We start from the raw sequence: 17088 nt of genomic DNA, 5'->3' as shown, positions 1-17088 counted from the left end.
AATTCGCATTCCGTATCAGGTCGGCACACAGGTCATGAACATGAAGTCCAAGGCAACGTCAGCGCAACGCAGTTCGGTTAAACAGTGGTTGGGCGCATCGGCGCTGTTGATGACTGGTCTGGCGATAAGCCCGTTGAGTGTGGCCATGGCGGTTGATACCCCGGCGCCCCGCAGCGAGGCGCAGTTTGCGTTCAAACTGCCCGCAGAGCCCCTGCCGCAAGCCTTGAATGACTTCAGCCGCCTGACCGGCCTGAGCGTGGTGTACACCGACGAAGCGCCGTATGGCCTGCATGCCCCAGCCATCAAGGGCAATCTGAGTGCTGAACAGGCGCTGCAACAACTGCTTGCCAACTCGGGCTTGCATGCCCGCCGCACCGATGCCCACACGTTCGCCCTTGAACCTGCGCCGACCGCAGGGGCCTTGAACCTCGGGGCCACCAGCATCACCTCGTTGGCCCAGGACGACACCAGCTACCAGCCGCCAGCTGTAACCTCGGTCATGCGCGGGCAGGGCGACAGCATGGAGATCCCGCAAACCGTCAACGTGGTGGCCGCACAGGTGATCCGCGATCAGGCGCCGCGCAACCTGGATGATGCGCTGAATAACATCAGCGGCATTACCCAGGGCAACACGCTGGGCAGCACCCAGGATTCGGTGATGAAGCGCGGGTTCGGTGATAACCGCGACGGTTCGATCATGCGCGACGGCATGCCGGTCGTGCAGGGCCGGGCGCTGAACGCCACCGCGGACCGGGTCGAAGTGCTCAAAGGCCCGGCCTCATTGTTATATGGCATCCAAGACCCCGGCGGTGTGGTCAACGTGGTGAGCAAAAAGCCGCAGCTGGAGCACTCCAACGCATTGACTGTGCGCGGTTCGACCTATGGGTCGGGCAAGAATGGCAGCGGTGGCAGCTTTGACAGTACCGGCGCGCTGGGCGCGTCAGGGCTGGCGTATCGCATGATTGTTGATCACGAAGACGAGGATTACTGGCGCAATTTTGGTACGCACCGCGAGACGCTGATCGCGCCTTCGCTGGCGTGGTATGGCGATAACACCCAGGTGTTGCTGGCCTATGAACACCGCGAATTCCTCTCGCCCTTTGACCGCGGGACGGCCATTAACCCGGCCACCAATCACCCGCTGGACATCCCCGCCACCCGTCGCCTGGACGAGCCCTTCAACAACATGGAAGGGCGCTCGGACCTGTATCGACTCGACGTCGATCACGACCTCAACGATGACTGGAAAACCCACGTCGGCTACAGCTGGAACCGAGAGACCTACGACGCCAGTCAGGTGCGGGTCACGGCAGTCGACCCCAAGACCGGCACACTGACACGCAAAATGGATGGCACCCAGGGTGCAATCACCACCGACCGTTTTGCCACGGTCAGCCTGCAAGGCAAGGTACAGGCCGCAGGGATGCAGCACGATCTGGTCTTCGGGCTGGACGATGAGTACCGCAAGATTTATCGCGCCGACCTGATCCGCCAGAACAGCAAGTACCCCTTCAGCTACCTCAACCCGGTGTACGGCAAAGAGGTGGCTGGCACCACGGTCAGCGCCAGTGATAGCAATCAGACAGACCTGCTGCGCAGCGACTCGCTGTTCTTGCAGGACTCGATTCACCTCACCGACCAATGGATTTTCGTCGCAGGCGGTCGTTTCCAGAAATACGACCAACTGGCAGGCAAAGGCCGCCCCTTTAAGGCCAACACCGACACCAACGGCCAAAAATGGATACCGCGCGCCGGGCTGGTGTACCGCTACACCGATGAGCTGTCGTTCTATGGCAGCTACACCGAGTCATTCAAGCCCAACTCCACCATCGCCCCGTTGACCGGTGGCGTGGTGCTGGACTCGGCCATTGCGCCCGAGCAGGCCAAGTCGTGGGAAGTGGGCGCCAAACTCGATATGCCGGGGCGCCTCACTGGCACGCTGGCGTTGTATGACATCAAAAAACGCAACGTGCTGGTTTCGACCACCGTGGGTGAAGACACTGTGTATTCAGCCGCCGGGGAAGTTAGCTCGCGGGGGCTGGAACTGGATGTCAGTGGTCAGCTCAGTGAGCAGTGGAGCCTGATCGGCAGCTATGCCTACACCGATGCCGAAGTCACCAAGGACCCGGTTTACAAAGGCATGCGCCTGCAAAATGTGGCGAAAAACAGCGGCTCGCTGTCGGCGGTGTATGACGTTGGCACGATCGTGGGCGGCGATAAATTGCGCGTGGGGGCCGGTGCCCGTTATGTAGGCGAGCGGGCCGGGGATGCGCTCAACGATTTTGATCTGCCGGGTTACACCGTGGCTGACGCGTTTGCCACCTACGACACCCGGGTTGAAGGGCAAAAGGTCAAACTCCAACTCAACATCAAAAACCTTTTCGACCGCACGTACTACACCTCGGCGGCGAGCCGCACGTTTGTCTCCATGGGCGACGCGCGGCAAATCTCGGTGGCAAGCACCCTGGCGTTTTAATCCCTCAGGGCCTGAACGCCGCGCGGTACTGCCCCGGCGTTGCCCCCAGGGCTTGCTTGAACCGATGGGTGAAGTGGCTGGCGCTGGCAAAACCGCAGGCCAGTGCAATCTCGCCCAGCGCCAGGGGGCTGTGGCGCAGTAAATCCTGTGCCCGGTTCAGCCGTCTCGCGCAGACGTATTGGTGCGGCGCGACACCGAAGCTTTCGCGAAACATCCGCGCGAAGTGATAGGGCGACAACGCGCACTGCGCTGCCAGTTGGCCGATGCTTAACGGCTCGGCCAATTGCTGCTCGATGATTTCGACCAGGTGGCGACGTTGATACGCTGCCAGCCCGCCCTTGAGTTGCAAGCCGTCGCGCCTCCCGACCTGACTCAGTACCGCGTGATCGAGCAATTCATTGGCCAGGCTGCTGGTCAGCAGGCGCTCCCCCGGTTCGGCCCAGTTGAGTTTCAACAATTGATGAAAGCGCTGAGTCTGCTGAGCATCGTCCAGAAACGTGAACTCGCGCAATTGCAGGGTGCGCGGTTCCGTGTCCAGTAAGCGCATGCAACCGAGTGCGAATTGCTCCTGACTGACGTACACATGGGCCAGGCGAATTGCGCCGTTGATTACCCAGGCTGAAGCATGCTCGGCGGGCAACACGCAGAGTTTGCCCGGCGCACCCTTGGCGCCCGGCTGGTCACGGCGAAACGTACCGGTGCCACCCGAGATGTAGCACGACAACGTGTGATGGGGCGGCGCTTCGTAGTCACGGGCGTCGTGATGGTTGGTCCATAGGGCTGCGGCCATGCCGTCACCGAGCTCGGCACTGTGCTCAAGGCGAGCATTGGGCGAGCGGCTCATGGATTGAAACACTTGCAGGGTATCGAAAGCAGGCATGGTCAGTTCTCCAACGTTTTGCATCCTACTCCTGCGGGTACGCACTGCCAGCCCCCGCACAACAAAAGCGCAAGAATCTGCAAGTGCGTCCACCGAAGCGGCGGCACACTGAACGCCTTTTTCAGGAGTGCGCCATGAACTTGTCCCTGTACTTATTGACCGTATTGATCTGGGGCACCACCTGGATCGCCCTCAAGCTGCAACTGGGCGTCGTGGCGATCCCGGTATCCATCGTTTATCGCTTTGGGCTGGCGGCGTTGGTGCTGTTTGCGCTGTTGTTGCTCAGCCGTAAATTGCAGGTCATGAACCGGCGCGGGCACCTGATTTGTCTCGCGCAGGGGCTGTGCCTGTTTTGCGTGAACTTCCTGTGTTTTTTGACCGCCAGCCAATGGGTGACCACGGGGTTGATCGCGGTGGTGTTTTCCACGGCCACGGTATGGAACGCGTTAAACGCGCGGATCTTCTTCAAGCAGAAAATCGCCCGCAACGTGTTGCTGGGGGGTGGGTTGGGCATGCTGGGCTTGGGGTTTCTGTTCTGGCCCGAGCTGAGCGCGCACACGGCCACGCCCGCCACCTTGCTGGGGTTGGGACTGGCCTTGCTGGGGACGATGTGTTTTTCGGCAGGCAACCTGCTGTCGAGCCTGCAACAAAAGGCGGGCCTCAAACCCCTGACCACCAACGCCTGGGGGATGCTCTATGGGGCAAGTATGCTGGCGCTGTACTGCGCGATACGGGGCATCCCGTTCGACATGGAATGGAACACCCGCTATGTCGGCTCGTTGCTGTACCTGGTGATTCCCGGATCGGTGATCGGCTTTACGGCTTACTTGACGCTGGTAGGGCGCATGGGCCCGGAGCGCGCCGCCTATTGCACGGTGCTGTTCCCGTTGGTGGCGCTGAATGTGTCGGCCTTTGCCGAAGGCTATCAGTGGACAGCACCGGCCCTGATGGGCCTGGTGCTGGTGATGCTCGGCAACGTGCTGGTGTTCCGCAAGCCCGCACCGTCGGTGTTGCAGGCCAAAGTGGCGTGAAGCTGCGAGGCGTCAGCCTTTGAACACCTGCGGGTTGACCAGATCTTGAGGACGTTCCCCAAGCAGCGCGCTGCGCAAGTTGGCCACTGCACGATTGGCCATGGCTTCGCGGGTTTCGTGGGTGGCGGAGCCGATATGGGGCAGGGTGACGGCGTTTTTGAGCTGGAACAGCGGCGAGTCGCTGAGTGGCTCTTTTTCATATACGTCCAGCCCGGCGCCGCGAATCGTGCCGTTTTGCAAGGCTTCGACCAGCGCAGCTTCGTCCACCACCGGGCCGCGGGAAATGTTCACCAACACCGCGCTTGGCTTCATGAGCTTCAATTCACGCTGGCCGATCAGGTGGTGGGTTTTCTCGCTCAACGGCACCACCAGGCACACAAAGTCGGCTTCGGCCAGCAACTGTTCCAGGCTGCGATATTGCGCGCCCAGCGCTTGCTCAAGCGCGGGCTTGCGGCTGTTGCCGCTGTAAATGATCGGCATGTTGAAGCCGAAGTGACCTCGGCGTGCCACGGCGGCGCCGATGTTGCCCATCCCCACGATCCCCAGGGTTTTGCCATGCACATCGCAACCGAACAAGGCTGGGGGCACACTGGCTTTCCAGTGGCCGGCCTTGGTCCAGGCATCCAGCTCGGCGACCCGGCGGGCGCTGCTCATGATCAGGGCGAAACCCAAGTCGGCAGTGCTTTCGGTGAGCACGTCCGGGGTGTTGGTGAGCATGACTCCACGCTCATTGAGGTAGTCGACGTCGTAATTGTCGTAACCCACCGACACGCTGGACACTACCTCCAGTTGCCCGGCGTTTTCCAGTTGCTTGCGACCCAGTTTGCGGCCGACGCCGATTAAACCGTGCACATGGGGCAGGGCCTGATTGAACTGTTCATTGATATCGCCCAGCGTGGGATCGGGCGCGATGACGTTGAAATCCTCTTGCAGGCGCTCAATCATCTCGGGGGTAACGCGGCTGAAGGCGAGAACGGTTTTCTTTGTGCTGGAAAGGCTCATCGGAACAAGGCTCATCGGCTGTCGGGAAGGTGAGCACGCTAACATTCATGGCTGAATATTGCAGCGCCTGGAGACCTCACCCCGGCCCGCTCGCAGGGGAGAGGGCCGGGGCGGGAGACCCCTTTTCAGCTATAAGTCGCCAGCTCTGTCTGATGCGCGGTCAGAATTTCAGGCAGTGAACCGCGCAGGTATTCGACCCAGGTTTTGATCTTCGCATCCAGGTACTGACGCGACGGGTAGATGGCGTAGAGGTTCAGTTCCTGCGAGCGGTACTTGGGCAGCATGCGCACCAACGTGCCGTTGCGAAGGCCGTCGATAGCCGCGTACACCGGCAATACGCCAACCCCCATGCCGCTGGTGATCGCGGTTTTCATCGCGTCAGCCGAGTTGACCAAAAACGGTGAGGTGTTAATCAGCACCATTTCCTGGCCTTCAGGGCCGTCGAACACCCATTTATCCAGAGGAATGACCGGGCTAACCAACCGCAGGCAGGCGTGATTGAGCAGGTCGCTGGGCTTGGTCGCGGTGCCGTTGGCTTTCACGTAACCCGGTGAGGCGCACACGATGCTGTAGGTAATGCCCAAACGCTGGGACACAAAACCCGAGTCCGGCAGCTCGCTGGCCAGCACGATGGACACGTCATAACCTTCGTTGAGCAAGTCCGGCACCCGATTGGCCAGGGTCAGGTCGAATGTCACGTCCGGGTGGGTCTTGCGGTAGCGCGCAATGGCGTCGATCACAAAGTGCTGACCGATGCCGGTCATGGTGTGCACTTTCAATTGCCCGGCAGGGCGCGAATGGGCGTCGCTGGCTTCTGCTTCGGCTTCTTCTACATAGGCCAGAATCTGCTCGCAACGCAGTAAATACCGCTTACCCGCTTCGGTCAGGGCGATGCGTCGGGTGGTGCGGTTCAACAGTCGGGTTTGCAGGTGGGCCTCAAGGTTCGAGACCGCGCGCGACACGTTGGCGGTGGTGGTATCCAGCATGGCGGCTGCAGCCGTAAAACTTCCGGCTTCAGCCACGCAACTGAACGCGCGCATGTTTTGCAAGGTGTCCATGGGGTGCTCTCAGAGGGCAATAAAAGGGACAACAACAACGTAGACAGCAACAAATTGTGACATGAAGTTTCAGTGTTTACCGAGGGTTCTGCATTCGACCAACGGATTATCCTGATAACGGTAATAAAGATTCACAGTTATGCCAGCTTATCGTTGCCTCTGCCAACCCATAGACTTATCCGACTCAAGCCTCCTCCCCCCCTCATGCAGGAATTTGCAGCAGTGCCGCGTCGCATCAGCAGAGAGCTTAAAGCCCTCAGTGTTCTGGCTTTATCGTTAGCATTAAACGGCTGTATCGGTTTCGGTGGCATCGGCCCCAAAAGCCAAATGATGCCCGCCAATACGTTGGCCACGGATGAGGCAATTCAAGCCGCCGCAAAAGACGCAAACTGGCCCAAGGCTCAATGGTGGCACGCCTATGGCGACCCCCAACTGGATGCCTGGATCAGCCTCGCGGTGCAGGGCAGTCCTACCATGGCCATGGCGGCCGCTCGCGTGCGTCAGGCCAAGGCCATGGCGGGTGTGGCGGAGTCTGCCGAGTCGCTGCAAATCAATGGCGAGTCGACCCTCAAACGCCATAACTGGCCGTCTGATCAATTCTATGGGCCGGGCGCGCTGGACAATTCCACTACCTGGGACAACAACGCGGCGCTGGGCTTTAGCTTTGCCCTCGACTTGTGGGGCCGCGAAAGCAATGCCACCGAACAGGCCGTGGACATGGCGCACATGAGTGCCGCAGAAGCTCGTCAAGCCCAGCTTGAATTGCAGAACAACGTGGTGCGCGCCTATATCCAGTTGTCGCTGCACTATGCCCAGCTCGACATTATTGAATCGACCCTGCACCAACAGGAGCAGATCCTCGATCTGGCGCAAAAGCGTCTGGATGGCGGCATCGGCACGCATTTCGAAGTGAGTCAGGCGCAAGCACCATTGCCTGAGATTCACCGTCAGATCGATGCGCAAGAAGAAGAAATCGCCCTGACCCGAAATCAGTTGGCCGCATTGGCAGGTAAAGGTCCGGGCGAAGGCGCCCGTTTGAAACGCCCGACACTGGCCTTGGGCACCGCACTCAAATTGCCGTCGGCCTTGCCGGCCCAATTGCTGGGTCAACGCCCTGATGTGGTCGCCAGCCGCTGGGAAGTGGCCGCTCAAGCACGCGGTATTGACGTCGCCCATGCCGGTTTTTACCCTAACGTCGATTTGGTCGGCAGCATCGGTTTCATGGCCACCGGTGGTGGGGCTCTGGAGTTCCTGACCGGTAAAAAGCTCACTTACAACGTGGGCCCGGCCATCACCCTGCCGATCTTCGATGGCGGCCGATTGCGCTCCGAACTGGGCGTTGCGTCTGGCGGCTATGACATGGCCGTGGCCAAGTACAACCAGACGCTGGTCACTGCGCTCAAGAACATTTCGGATCAGTTGATCAAACGTGAGTCGATGGACAAACAGCAAGCATTCGCCACCGAGTCGGTTGAAGCGGCGCAGAAAACCTACGACATCGCCATGGTCGCTTTCCAGCGCGGCCTGACCGACTACCTCAACGTGCTCAACGCACAAACCCTGCTGTTCAAACAGCAACAGATCCAGCAGCAGGTTCAGGCCGCGCGCCTGAGTGCTCACGCCGAGCTGGTGACTGCGTTGGGTGGCGGCCTCGGGGCAGGTAACGACGTGCCCAAAGACGACCGTTACGTCCCGGACAAACCGCCTGCGGTGATGGCGATCTTCAACCATTGATGACCGTTAGCACCCCATGACGTCCAAACCCCTGATGGCTAATTCTGAGAGCCTGTAGATGAACCATTTGCCCGCCCCGGTGCGCTGGCTGTATTCGCTGGAATGGCGCCGCGGCTTTTTTGACTGGGCACGCAGCGATGGCGTGACCTGGGTGCATATTTTCAAAGTGCTGGTCGCAGCGTTTTTGACCCTGTGGCTGGCCATGCGCCTGGAGTTGCCGCAGCCGCGTACCGCAATGATCACCGTGTTCATCGTGATGCAACCGCAAAGTGGTCAGGTATTCGCCAAAAGTTTTTATCGATTTTTAGGCACCCTGACCGGCTCGGCGGTGATGGTCGCGCTGATTGCCTTATTCGCCCAGAACACGGCGTTGTTTCTGGGGGCCATGGCGATCTGGGTTGGCATCTGCTCGGCCGGTGCCGCACGCTGCCGTAACTTCCGCGCCTATGGCTTTGTCCTGGCCGGTTACACCGCTGCAATGGTGGGCTTGCCCGCGCTGGCGCACCCTGATGGCGCGTTTATGGCCGCGGTGTGGCGGGTGCTGGAAATCTCGCTCGGGATCCTTTGCTCAACAGTAATCAGTGCCGCGATCCTGCCCAAAACCGCAGGCGCGGCGATGCACAACGCCTTGTACCAGCGCTTCGGCGTATTTGCCGGTTTCGTGGCGCAGGGCTTGCGCGGCCAGTCGACCCAGGAAGACTACGAAGCCAGTAACGTGCGCTTCATCGGCGAAAGTGTCGGGCTTGAAGGCATGCGCAGCGTGACCGTGTTCGAAGACCCGCACATGCGCCGTCGCAGTGGCCGCCTGAGCCGTCTTAACAGCGAGTTCATGGCCATCACCACGCGCTTCAACGCGCTGCACCAATTGCTGGCCCGTCTGCGCAGTCGTGGCGTGGTGCAAGTGGTGGGAGCCATTGAACCGGAGCTGGAGCTGCTGGCGCAGTTGCTCGACACCTACAGCGGCCGCTCGCTGACCGACAAGGACGCCGCTGTGCTGGCCGAACAACTGGCTGCGTTCAAGGCCGGTTTGCCGGAGCACGTACGCAATCTGCGGGTCAAATTTCTGGAGACCGACCCTAGCCCCTCGGACTTCCTGGACTTCAACACGGCGTATGAGCTGTTGTACCGCTTTGTCGACGACATGCTCAGCTATGCGCTGACCCACGCCTCGCTGGCCGATCACACCCACGAGCGGGAGCGCTGGGACCAGCCGTTTATTTCGCAAACCAACTGGTGGTCGGCGGCGGCCTCGGGCATCCGCGCCTCGTTCATTCTGGTGGTGCTGGGCACGTACTGGGTGATGACCGCCTGGCCCAGCGGCGCCACCATGACCCTGATTGCCGCAGCCACGGTGGGCCTGTCTGCTGCGACGCCGAACCCCAAACGCATGGCATTTCAAATGGCCTGCGGGACGTTCATCGGCGCGATAGTGGGCTTTTTCGAAATGTTCTTCGTATTGCCCCACGTCGACGGTTTTCCGTTGCTGTGCCTGGTGTTGACGCCGGTCATCATGCTCGGCTCCTTTCTCACCTCGCGCGCCAATTACGCCGGTGTAGGGCTGGGCTTGCTGATTTTCTTCAGTACCGGCTCGGTGCCGGACAACCTGACCGTCTATAACCCGTACCAGTTCATCAACGACTACATCGCGATGGTCATCGGCATGCTGGTCTGCGCCGCAGCGGGCGCAATCATCCTGCCGCCCAACAGCCGCTGGTTATGGAGCCGTCTGGAGCAAGACTTGCGCGAGCAAGTGGTGTACGCCATCAGTGGCAAGTTAAAAGGCTTGAGTTCCAGTCTCGAAAGCCGCACCCGCGACCTGATGAATCAGGCCTACGGCCTGGCCGCCGGTCAGCCGCAAGTGCAACGCACATTGCTGCGCTGGATGTTTGTGGTGCTGGAAGTGGGCCACGCGATTATTGAATTGCGCAAAGAACAAGCGATTTTGCCGGTTCACCCGGCGTACGCCGAATCTCAGCCCTGGCGACAGGCGATCCGCGTCATGGGCCGAGCGCTGGTGCGCCTGTTTATCAGCCCCGGCGAAAGCAACCTGGAACGCGCCCTGATCGCCGTTGACCATGCCATCGGCCGGGTGCAGGCAACCGATGAACCGTTTGCCCGCAACTTCGACACTTCGGCGTTGGTCCGGGTGCAAAGTTACCTGCACTTCATTCGTACCTCACTGCTGGATCCGCAATCGCCGCTGGCTGCATACGCGCAGCCGCAAGGACTTGAACATGCCTCGTGAAATCGCCTTCCACGGCGTCTATATGCCCACCATGACCCTGATGTTTTTTATCGCGGCGGGGTTGGCGTGGGGCTTTGACCGACTGTTTTCCGGCTACGACTTGTACCGCTTCTTCTGGCACCCGGCGTTGTTGCGCCTGAGCCTGTTTGCTTGTCTTTTTGGCGCCATGGCGCTCACTGTTTACCGTTGAGACCGATCCGATGAAAAAGTTCTTCAGCCTGCTTGCCACCTTGCTGGTTTTGGCCCTTGCGATATGGATTGGCCGAACCCTGTGGGTGCATTACATGAATACCCCGTGGACCCGCGATGGCCGGGTGCGCGCCGACATCATCAACGTCGCGGCCGATGTTAACGGGTACGTGGTCAACGTACCGGTCAAGGACAACCAGTTGGTGAAAAAGGGCGATGTGCTGTTGGAAATCGACCCCGAGCATTACGAAATTGCCGTCAAACAGGCCCAGTCGCTCGTTGCCTCGCGCAAGGCCACCTGGGAGATGCGCAAGCTCAACGCCCATCGCCGGGCGGACATGGACAACCTGGTGATCTCAAAGGAAAACCGTGACGACGCCAGCAACATCGCTGATTCGGCCCTGGCCGATTACCAGCATGCCCTGGCCCAGCTCGATGCCGCGCAGCTCAACCTCAAGCGCACCAAAGTGCTGGCCACGGTCGATGGTTACGTCACCAACCTGAATGTGCACCGTGGCGACTACGCACGGGTCGGCGATCCGAAAATGGCGGTGGTCGATAAAGACTCGTTCTGGGTGTATGGCTTCTTCGAAGAAACCAAACTGCCGCACATTCGTGTGGGTGATAAAGCCGAACTGCAAATGATGAGCGGCGAAGTGCTCAAAGGCCACGTCGAAAGCATCTCGCGCGGCATCTACGACCGGGATAACCCCGAAAGCCGCGAGCTGGTGGCCGACGTTAACCCGACATTCAACTGGGTGCGTCTGGCCCAGCGGGTGCCGGTGCGTATCCACATCGACGAAATCCCCGAGGGTTTCCTGCTCGCCGCCGGCACCACCTGCACGGTGATCGTGCAACAGGATGACGTTGACGAGCATCCCGAGCACTAAAGAATTAGCCCGCGCAAAACGTCTCATGCAAATGACGCCAGTGCACAGCGCCGCTGGCGTCTTGCTCAAACACGGCGGTGGCCCGCCGGTCGGTCCGCTTGCCGTTGGGTTCTTCTTGTACTTCGCGATAACGGATGACCGCCCCGCCTGCGTAACAGGCAATGCCCTCGAATTCGCTGACGGTGATCTTCAGCTCCGCTCGGGTACCACGTAACGGTTCAAACAGGTCTTGCATACTGTTCACGTCGAGCGCATTGCCGCTGGGCGTGATCATCGAAAACTGCGGTGAGAAACGTCCCAGCAATGTTGGCAGTACCCCCGGTTCGAGCCCGGAAAACCAGCCTTCAATCTCAACATGGGTTTCTTTGACAAGGTCGAAGTAGCGCGTGTACTCAGTCATCACATTCTCTTGGGTCAGGGTGCCAGCAAGGCCAGCACGCGTGGGGTATCAAGGCGTAAAGCGGGAATGAGCGGCACCAGCGTCAATCCACAACCGATGCCAAAGCATAGGGCAAAGGCGTGGGACGTCGAGGTGAGTGTGCTCAAGGCACCGAACAGCGCCATCATCAGCGCCGGGCCGAGCAGGAAGCTCAACTGCCGGTTGAGGTTCCATAACGCGCTGGCGTGGGCCATGTGTTCAGCGGGTACGTCAATAAATGCCGTGTTCTGTGCCGTGCTGCTGCACAGGCTGCCGCCAAACCCCATCAGTGCATAAAGTGCCATGGGCAACCAGAGTGGGCCGTCCTGCATGTGGATCAACAAGGCGATGCCAAGTGCCTGCGCGCTCATGCCTGCCACAAGCAAGGGTTTGGGCCCCCACCGATTGAACCGGTAACGGCTCAGGGCAATGCCCAGTGCGGACGCCAACGCCCAGGGCAGCATCAGCGCGCCAGTTTGCGCTGGGCTGTAACCCAGCTGATGCACATACAGAATGCTCACCAACTGCGTGCCAATGAAAATCCCCGGAATGCACAGGTACGTCAGCATCGCGACACGCAGCAGCGGGCTTTTGAGCAAGTGCACCAAGGTCGCCAACCTGACCGGTGCGGTGCGGGCCGATTGACTCCCGGGCCTGATCCAGCACTGCGCCAGTACCAATGCAATCAGCGCCAGCGGCAGATTGGCGTAAAACACCCAGCGCCATGACTTCGCTTCAACCACCCAGCCGCCCAGCCGCCCAGCACCGGTGACAGGGCAGGCACCATCAGGGCCACCAGCAGGATCACCGACGTCAACCGCGCCCGTTCGTGGGGGCGAAACTCGCGGTACACCATTGCTTGCCCCACCGGGATCAACAAACCGCCACCCAGCCCTTGTAACAGGCGCCAGCCCATCAGCGTTTCAATCGACGTCGCTTGCGCCACAGCCCACGACGCAGCCGTAAACACCCCCAGTGAAATCAGCAGCAGGCGTTTTTCGCCCACCACCGTTGCCAGCCACACACTGGGCAGAATAATCAGGGTCAGGCCCAGCATGTAGGCGTTGCCGATCCAGGCCAATTGCGCCACCGAAGCCCGCAGCTCCAGTCCGATTTGCGGGTAGGCAATCGACACGGCAAACATGTTCACCAGATCCAGCGCAAAGCCCAGCAAATACACGGTGGCGATTTTGTTGCGATAGGCCATGGCCGGCTCCTTGATTTGAGGCCGCACAGTAGGCGTCTTTTGTGGCTGGAGGAACGGCGTAAGCGCTGCTAGATTGTCAAAATTATTTTGACAATCGGTGGTATTTCGCGTGGTCAGTCTTGACCGTTTCGACACCTTCAAAGCCGTGGTAGAAGCCGACTCTCTAACCGCAGCGGCCGATTTGTTGGGTCAGACCCGAGCGGTAGTGAGCTTCACTATCAAGCGACTGGAGGCTGAGCTGGGTGTCACGTTGCTCACCCGCAACACCCGGCGGCTGGCGTTGACGGAGGCTGGTGAACGCTTTTATGTGCGGTGTCTGAGCATGCTGGAAGCGGCGCAGTTGGCCATCGACGAAGCCCGCAGTGAGCACACAGAGCTCAAGGGCACGCTGCGCGTCACCACCACGGTGGAGTATGCGCTGGCCAAAGTGGTGCCCGCGCTGGAGGCGTTCCGCACGCTGCACCCCGAACTCAATGTGCACCTCTCGACCTCATCGACCCACGCTGATTTGATTTCCGAGCGCTTTGACGTAGCCCTGCGCCTGGGCCGCATTCTTGACTCCAGCCATCGTGCCGTGCAGTTGAGCCGCTTTGAGATTTTGCCAGTGGCGTCACCGGGCTTTATGCGCACTCAGCCGGCCATCGACAGCGTGGGTGCGCTTGAGCAAACCCCGTGGCTGGCCCATGGGCGGGTGGGGGAGTTGCATGTGACGGCGCGCAGCAGCGGTGCCGTTCGGCCATACGAACCCGCCCCCGACAAGGCGCGCCTCAAGGCGGACAACTCATCGGTGCTGCGGGCATTTGCATTGAGCGGGCAGGGTGTGGCGATTTTGCCTGACTGGTTGATTGAAGACGACCTGCAAAGCGGCCGGTTGGTGCACGTGTTGCCGGATTGGCAATTCACCCCCCAAGGCGTGTATGCGCTGTACCCGGACACCCGTCACCTGCCGCTCAAGGTGCGGGTGTTTATCGACTTTATGAAAGGCCGCGAGGCGTGCTCAGGCCGAAGCGTTTCATAAGGATTTTTTGCAGCAACCTGCGCGGGATCAGCGCTGCCAGCAGTGGCAAGGCGCGGCTGCCGTTACCGTAACGCAACAAGGCCGGTGGTCGGGGTTTCTGGCTGGCCCTGAAAACCACCTGCGCAAACTCGTTCACGGGGGTAGGGTTGTCTTGGGAGGCCGTGGCGCGGGCGCGAATCCCCTCACGCATCGGCCACCACGGTGAGTCCTCGGTAATCAGCACTTCGGCGCAGGCGCTGGCGTTTTTTGCAAAGTGTGTGTCGATGGCACCGGGCTGCACTTCCATCACCTGCACACCCAGCGGCGCCAGCTCCATGCGCATGGCCTCGCTCAAGGCGTGTACGGCCGCTTTCGACGCGCAATAGGCCCCGGCAAACGGCGTCACCAGCACCCCCGAAACACTGCCGATATTGATCACCAGCCCGCGGTTGCTGCGCAGCAGCTCCAGCAGGGATTGCGTCATGCCCACCATCGAGAAAACATTGGTTTCAAATTGCAATTGCAGTGCCGCCACACCACCGTCGAGCACGGGGCCCATGGCGCCATAACCAGCGTTGTTGATCAACACATCCAAGCCTTGGCCATGCTGTTTGATGCGTTTGCTCAGCCGGTCAACGTCAAGGCTGTCGTTGACATCCAGTTGTACGGCGACAAAACCGTCGGCTTTTAACTGCGTCACATCGGCCGTTTTGCGGGCCGTGGCCCACACCTCATAACCGGCGTGTTGGTAGGCATCCGCGAGGGCGCGGCCAATGCCGCTGGAACAGCCAGTGATTAAAACGAGTGGCATCAAGACGTCCTTCAACGCAACGATTAAAGATCAGTTGGAAAATTTGCCGTGCAGGCGCTCGGCCCGAAACTCCAGGGTTTGCGCACGATAACCTGCGCGCAGGGGCGGTAACGGCAAGCAGTCCTGCCACACGCCGCCCGCGAGCAGTTCCCCCGGCCCACGGTAACGCGGGGCGGTGTACAGGTTGTCGGCAAGGTTGACGCTATCCCCGGGCGCATAAGCCGCCACGCGCCAGCCCAGTTCCAGCAAGGGCACATCGTTGCTGTTGCGCAGGGTCAGGCTCAGAGGACGGTCGGGTGGGCATTGGTCGGGGGCGTAGACCATGCGCAACTCAAGGCGGGCCAGTTGCTGGGCTTCCCGGTGATCGAGCCAGGCGACTGAAGCGGCCACAATCGCCAGCCCGGCCACCGCCGCCAGTGAAACCGGCAAGGCTTTGGACGGGTAGCGCAGCAGCAGGACCAGCCAGGTGATGATCAGTAGAACGCCGATAAGCATGACGCTCGCCTCGCAAAGAGTGGAGGGACATCCTACTGAAGCTTAGGTGGGAATGGCGAATCAGACAGGTAAATGACCGTTTCACAAAGCCGTTGCCACAGGCTGCGTCAGGCAGTGCAGCGGTGCCTGAACGCAGCCTTGGGCACGGGCTACAGATGACGGGTGCAGGAGAGCGGTTTACTGCGCAATCGTCTTGACCGAAACCCCGCGTTCTACCGGGGTCGAGCGGCCGTACACATCTTCAAAGCGCTCGATATCGTCTTCACCCAGGTAGCTGCCGGACTGCACCTCGATGATTTCCAGCGGGATTTTCCCTGGGTTGCGCAGGCGGTGCACCGAGGCAATCGGGATATACGTGGACTGGTTTTCGGTCAGCAAGAACACGTTTTCGTCACAGGTCACTTCCGCCGTGCCCGACACCACGATCCAGTGTTCGGCGCGGTGATGGTGCATTTGCAGCGACAGGCAGGCGCCGGGCTTGACTGAGATGTGCTTGACCTGGAAACGGCCGCCCATGTCCACCGAATCGTAGGAACCCCACGGGCGGTACACTTCGCAGTGGTTCTGGGTTTCGCTGCGCCCTTGGGCGTTCAAGGTGTTGACCATCTGTTTAACGCCCTGAACCTTGTCTTTGTGGGCAATCATCATGGCGTCTTTGGTTTCCACCACCACGATGTTATCCAGGCCAATCACCGACACCAGTTTGCCGTTGCCGTGGATCATGCAATTGGTGCTGTCCTGAATCACCACGTCGCCTTTGCTGACGTTGCCGTTGGCGTCTTTCTCGTTCACATCCCATAGCGATGACCAGCAACCCACATCGCTCCAGCCCGCAGTCAGCGGCACGACGCAGGCGCGCTGGGTTTTTTCCATCACGGCGTAGTCGATGGAGTTGTCCGGGCAGCAGGCGAATGTGGCGTCGTCGATGTCCACGGTATCAGCGTCTTGTTGGCTGCGTTCCAGGGTCAGCAGGCAGGTGTCGTAGATGTCCGGATCATGTTTTTTCAGTTCTTCCAGGAAACGGCTGGCGCGGAACATGAACATGCCGCTGTTCCAGAAGTAGCCGCCACTTTTGACGAATTCCGCAGCACGTTTGGCGTCGGGTTTTTCGACAAAGGAGGCAACACGGCTCACGCCTTCGGGCAGCAGGGCATCGGCGGTGGACTTGATGTAGCCATAGCCGGTCTCGGGTTTGAGCGCAGGGACACCAAACAGCACCATTTCGCCGCGTTCAGCGGCCACGGTGGCCAGCGCCAGGGCACGTTGCAGGGCTTTTTGATCTTCCAGCACGTGGTCGGCCGGCAGCACCAGCATCAACTCGTCGCGGCCTTCGTTAATCAGCATCATTGCGGTCAGGGCCACGGCGGGCGCGGTGTTGCGGCCGAACGGTTCCATCAGGATGCGCTGGGTGTCCAGGTGACGGCTCGCCAACTGTTCGTTGACGATGAAACGGTGCTCCTTGTTGCACACCACAATCGGTGCATCCATGCCGTCAAACACCAGGCGTTCCAGGGTTTGCTGAAACAGGGTCTGCTCGCCGGTCAGTGCCAGGAACTGTTTGGGGAACTGCTTGCGCGACAAAGGCCACAGACGGGAACCGCTACCACCTGAAAGAATTACCGGAATCATGTTGTCTCTCCAAAAACTGAAATAGG

Annotated in this window: 14 protein-coding genes and 1 pseudogene; 7 read left to right on the top strand and 8 right to left on the bottom strand. The window is 60.2% G+C overall.

All coding sequences use genetic code 11. The features are described 5' to 3' along the window. Positions 1–40 precede the first annotated feature (40 nt). A complete protein-coding gene (locus CJF39_RS06530) occupies positions 41–2476 on the top strand; it encodes a TonB-dependent siderophore receptor (protein WP_094992746.1) in 2436 nt (811 codons plus the stop codon). Positions 2477–2480: 4 nt separating this feature from the next. Here CJF39_RS06530 and CJF39_RS06525 read toward each other — a convergent pair whose 3' ends face one another. Then, complete coding sequence (locus tag CJF39_RS06525; protein ID WP_094992745.1) at positions 2481–3356, bottom strand: AraC family transcriptional regulator; 876 nt, start codon at positions 3354–3356, stop codon at positions 2481–2483. Positions 3357–3490: 134 nt separating this feature from the next. Between CJF39_RS06525 and CJF39_RS06520 the strand changes: the two genes are divergently transcribed. Continuing rightward, positions 3491–4387 (top strand): DMT family transporter, encoded by an 897-nt coding sequence (locus CJF39_RS06520; RefSeq protein WP_094992669.1) that lies wholly within the window; start codon positions 3491–3493, stop codon positions 4385–4387. A 12-nt stretch (positions 4388–4399) separates the two neighbouring features. Here CJF39_RS06520 and CJF39_RS06515 read toward each other — a convergent pair whose 3' ends face one another. Continuing rightward, the gene (locus CJF39_RS06515) at positions 4400–5389 is read right to left on the bottom strand and encodes a 2-hydroxyacid dehydrogenase (RefSeq protein WP_094992668.1); all 990 of its coding nucleotides are present in this window, start codon (positions 5387–5389) and stop codon (positions 4400–4402) included. Between the two features lie 125 nt (positions 5390–5514). Next, positions 5515–6447, bottom strand: a complete 933-nt coding sequence (locus tag CJF39_RS06510; RefSeq protein ID WP_048363216.1) for a LysR family transcriptional regulator — start codon at positions 6445–6447, stop codon at positions 5515–5517. Between the two features lie 222 nt (positions 6448–6669). On the opposite strand from CJF39_RS06510, the gene CJF39_RS06505 reads away from it, so the two are divergent. Genes CJF39_RS06505 through CJF39_RS06490 form a run of 4 tightly spaced genes read left to right on the top strand, consistent with a single transcriptional unit; the run spans position 6670 to position 11505 of the window. After that, a complete protein-coding gene (locus CJF39_RS06505; protein WP_094992744.1) occupies positions 6670–8181 on the top strand; it encodes an efflux transporter outer membrane subunit in 1512 nt (503 codons plus the stop codon). 58 nt (positions 8182–8239) lie between these two features. Further along, positions 8240–10426 (top strand): FUSC family protein, encoded by a 2187-nt coding sequence (locus tag CJF39_RS06500; protein WP_094992667.1) that lies wholly within the window; start codon positions 8240–8242, stop codon positions 10424–10426. Further along, positions 10416–10616 carry a DUF1656 domain-containing protein gene (locus tag CJF39_RS06495; RefSeq protein WP_016781859.1) on the top strand — a complete coding sequence of 67 codons (201 nt, stop codon included), beginning with the start codon at positions 10416–10418 and terminating at the stop codon, positions 10614–10616. The genes CJF39_RS06500 and CJF39_RS06495 overlap by 11 nt, the downstream gene beginning before the upstream one ends. A 10-nt stretch (positions 10617–10626) precedes the next feature. Further along, positions 10627–11505 carry an efflux RND transporter periplasmic adaptor subunit gene (locus CJF39_RS06490; RefSeq protein ID WP_094992666.1) on the top strand — a complete coding sequence of 293 codons (879 nt, stop codon included), beginning with the start codon at positions 10627–10629 and terminating at the stop codon, positions 11503–11505. Positions 11506–11509: 4 nt separating this feature from the next. On the opposite strand, the gene CJF39_RS06485 is transcribed toward CJF39_RS06490, so the two are convergent. Beyond that, positions 11510–11905, bottom strand: coding sequence for a DUF4440 domain-containing protein (locus tag CJF39_RS06485; RefSeq protein ID WP_094992665.1), 396 nt, complete (start codon positions 11903–11905; stop codon positions 11510–11512). Positions 11906–11919: 14 nt separating this feature from the next. Then, positions 11920–13130, bottom strand: a pseudogene (locus CJF39_RS06480) (MFS transporter). Between the two features lie 109 nt (positions 13131–13239). Here CJF39_RS06480 and CJF39_RS06475 point away from each other — a divergent pair. Continuing rightward, entirely contained in the window at positions 13240–14148 is a 909-nt protein-coding gene (locus tag CJF39_RS06475) for a LysR family transcriptional regulator (RefSeq protein ID WP_094992743.1), read from the top strand. Here CJF39_RS06475 and CJF39_RS06470 read toward each other — a convergent pair. The 3 genes from CJF39_RS06470 to CJF39_RS06460 form a co-directional block, all read right to left on the bottom strand. Continuing rightward, complete coding sequence (locus CJF39_RS06470) at positions 14105–14938, bottom strand: SDR family oxidoreductase (RefSeq protein ID WP_094992664.1); 834 nt, start codon at positions 14936–14938, stop codon at positions 14105–14107. The two genes, CJF39_RS06475 and CJF39_RS06470, sit on opposite strands and share 44 nt — an antisense overlap. A 30-nt stretch (positions 14939–14968) precedes the next feature. Then, entirely contained in the window at positions 14969–15433 is a 465-nt protein-coding gene (locus CJF39_RS06465; RefSeq protein WP_094992663.1) for a multidrug transporter, read from the bottom strand. A 177-nt stretch (positions 15434–15610) separates the two neighbouring features. After that, on the bottom strand, positions 15611–17062 hold the full coding sequence (locus CJF39_RS06460) for a mannose-1-phosphate guanylyltransferase/mannose-6-phosphate isomerase (protein WP_094992662.1): 1452 nt from the start codon (positions 17060–17062) through the stop codon (positions 15611–15613). Positions 17063–17088: the final 26 nt, after the last annotated feature.

Source organism: Pseudomonas lundensis (assembly GCF_002269125.1).
Taxonomy (GTDB): domain Bacteria; phylum Pseudomonadota; class Gammaproteobacteria; order Pseudomonadales; family Pseudomonadaceae; genus Aquipseudomonas; species Aquipseudomonas lundensis_A.
This window is presented reverse-complemented; position numbering and strand designations above follow the sequence as displayed.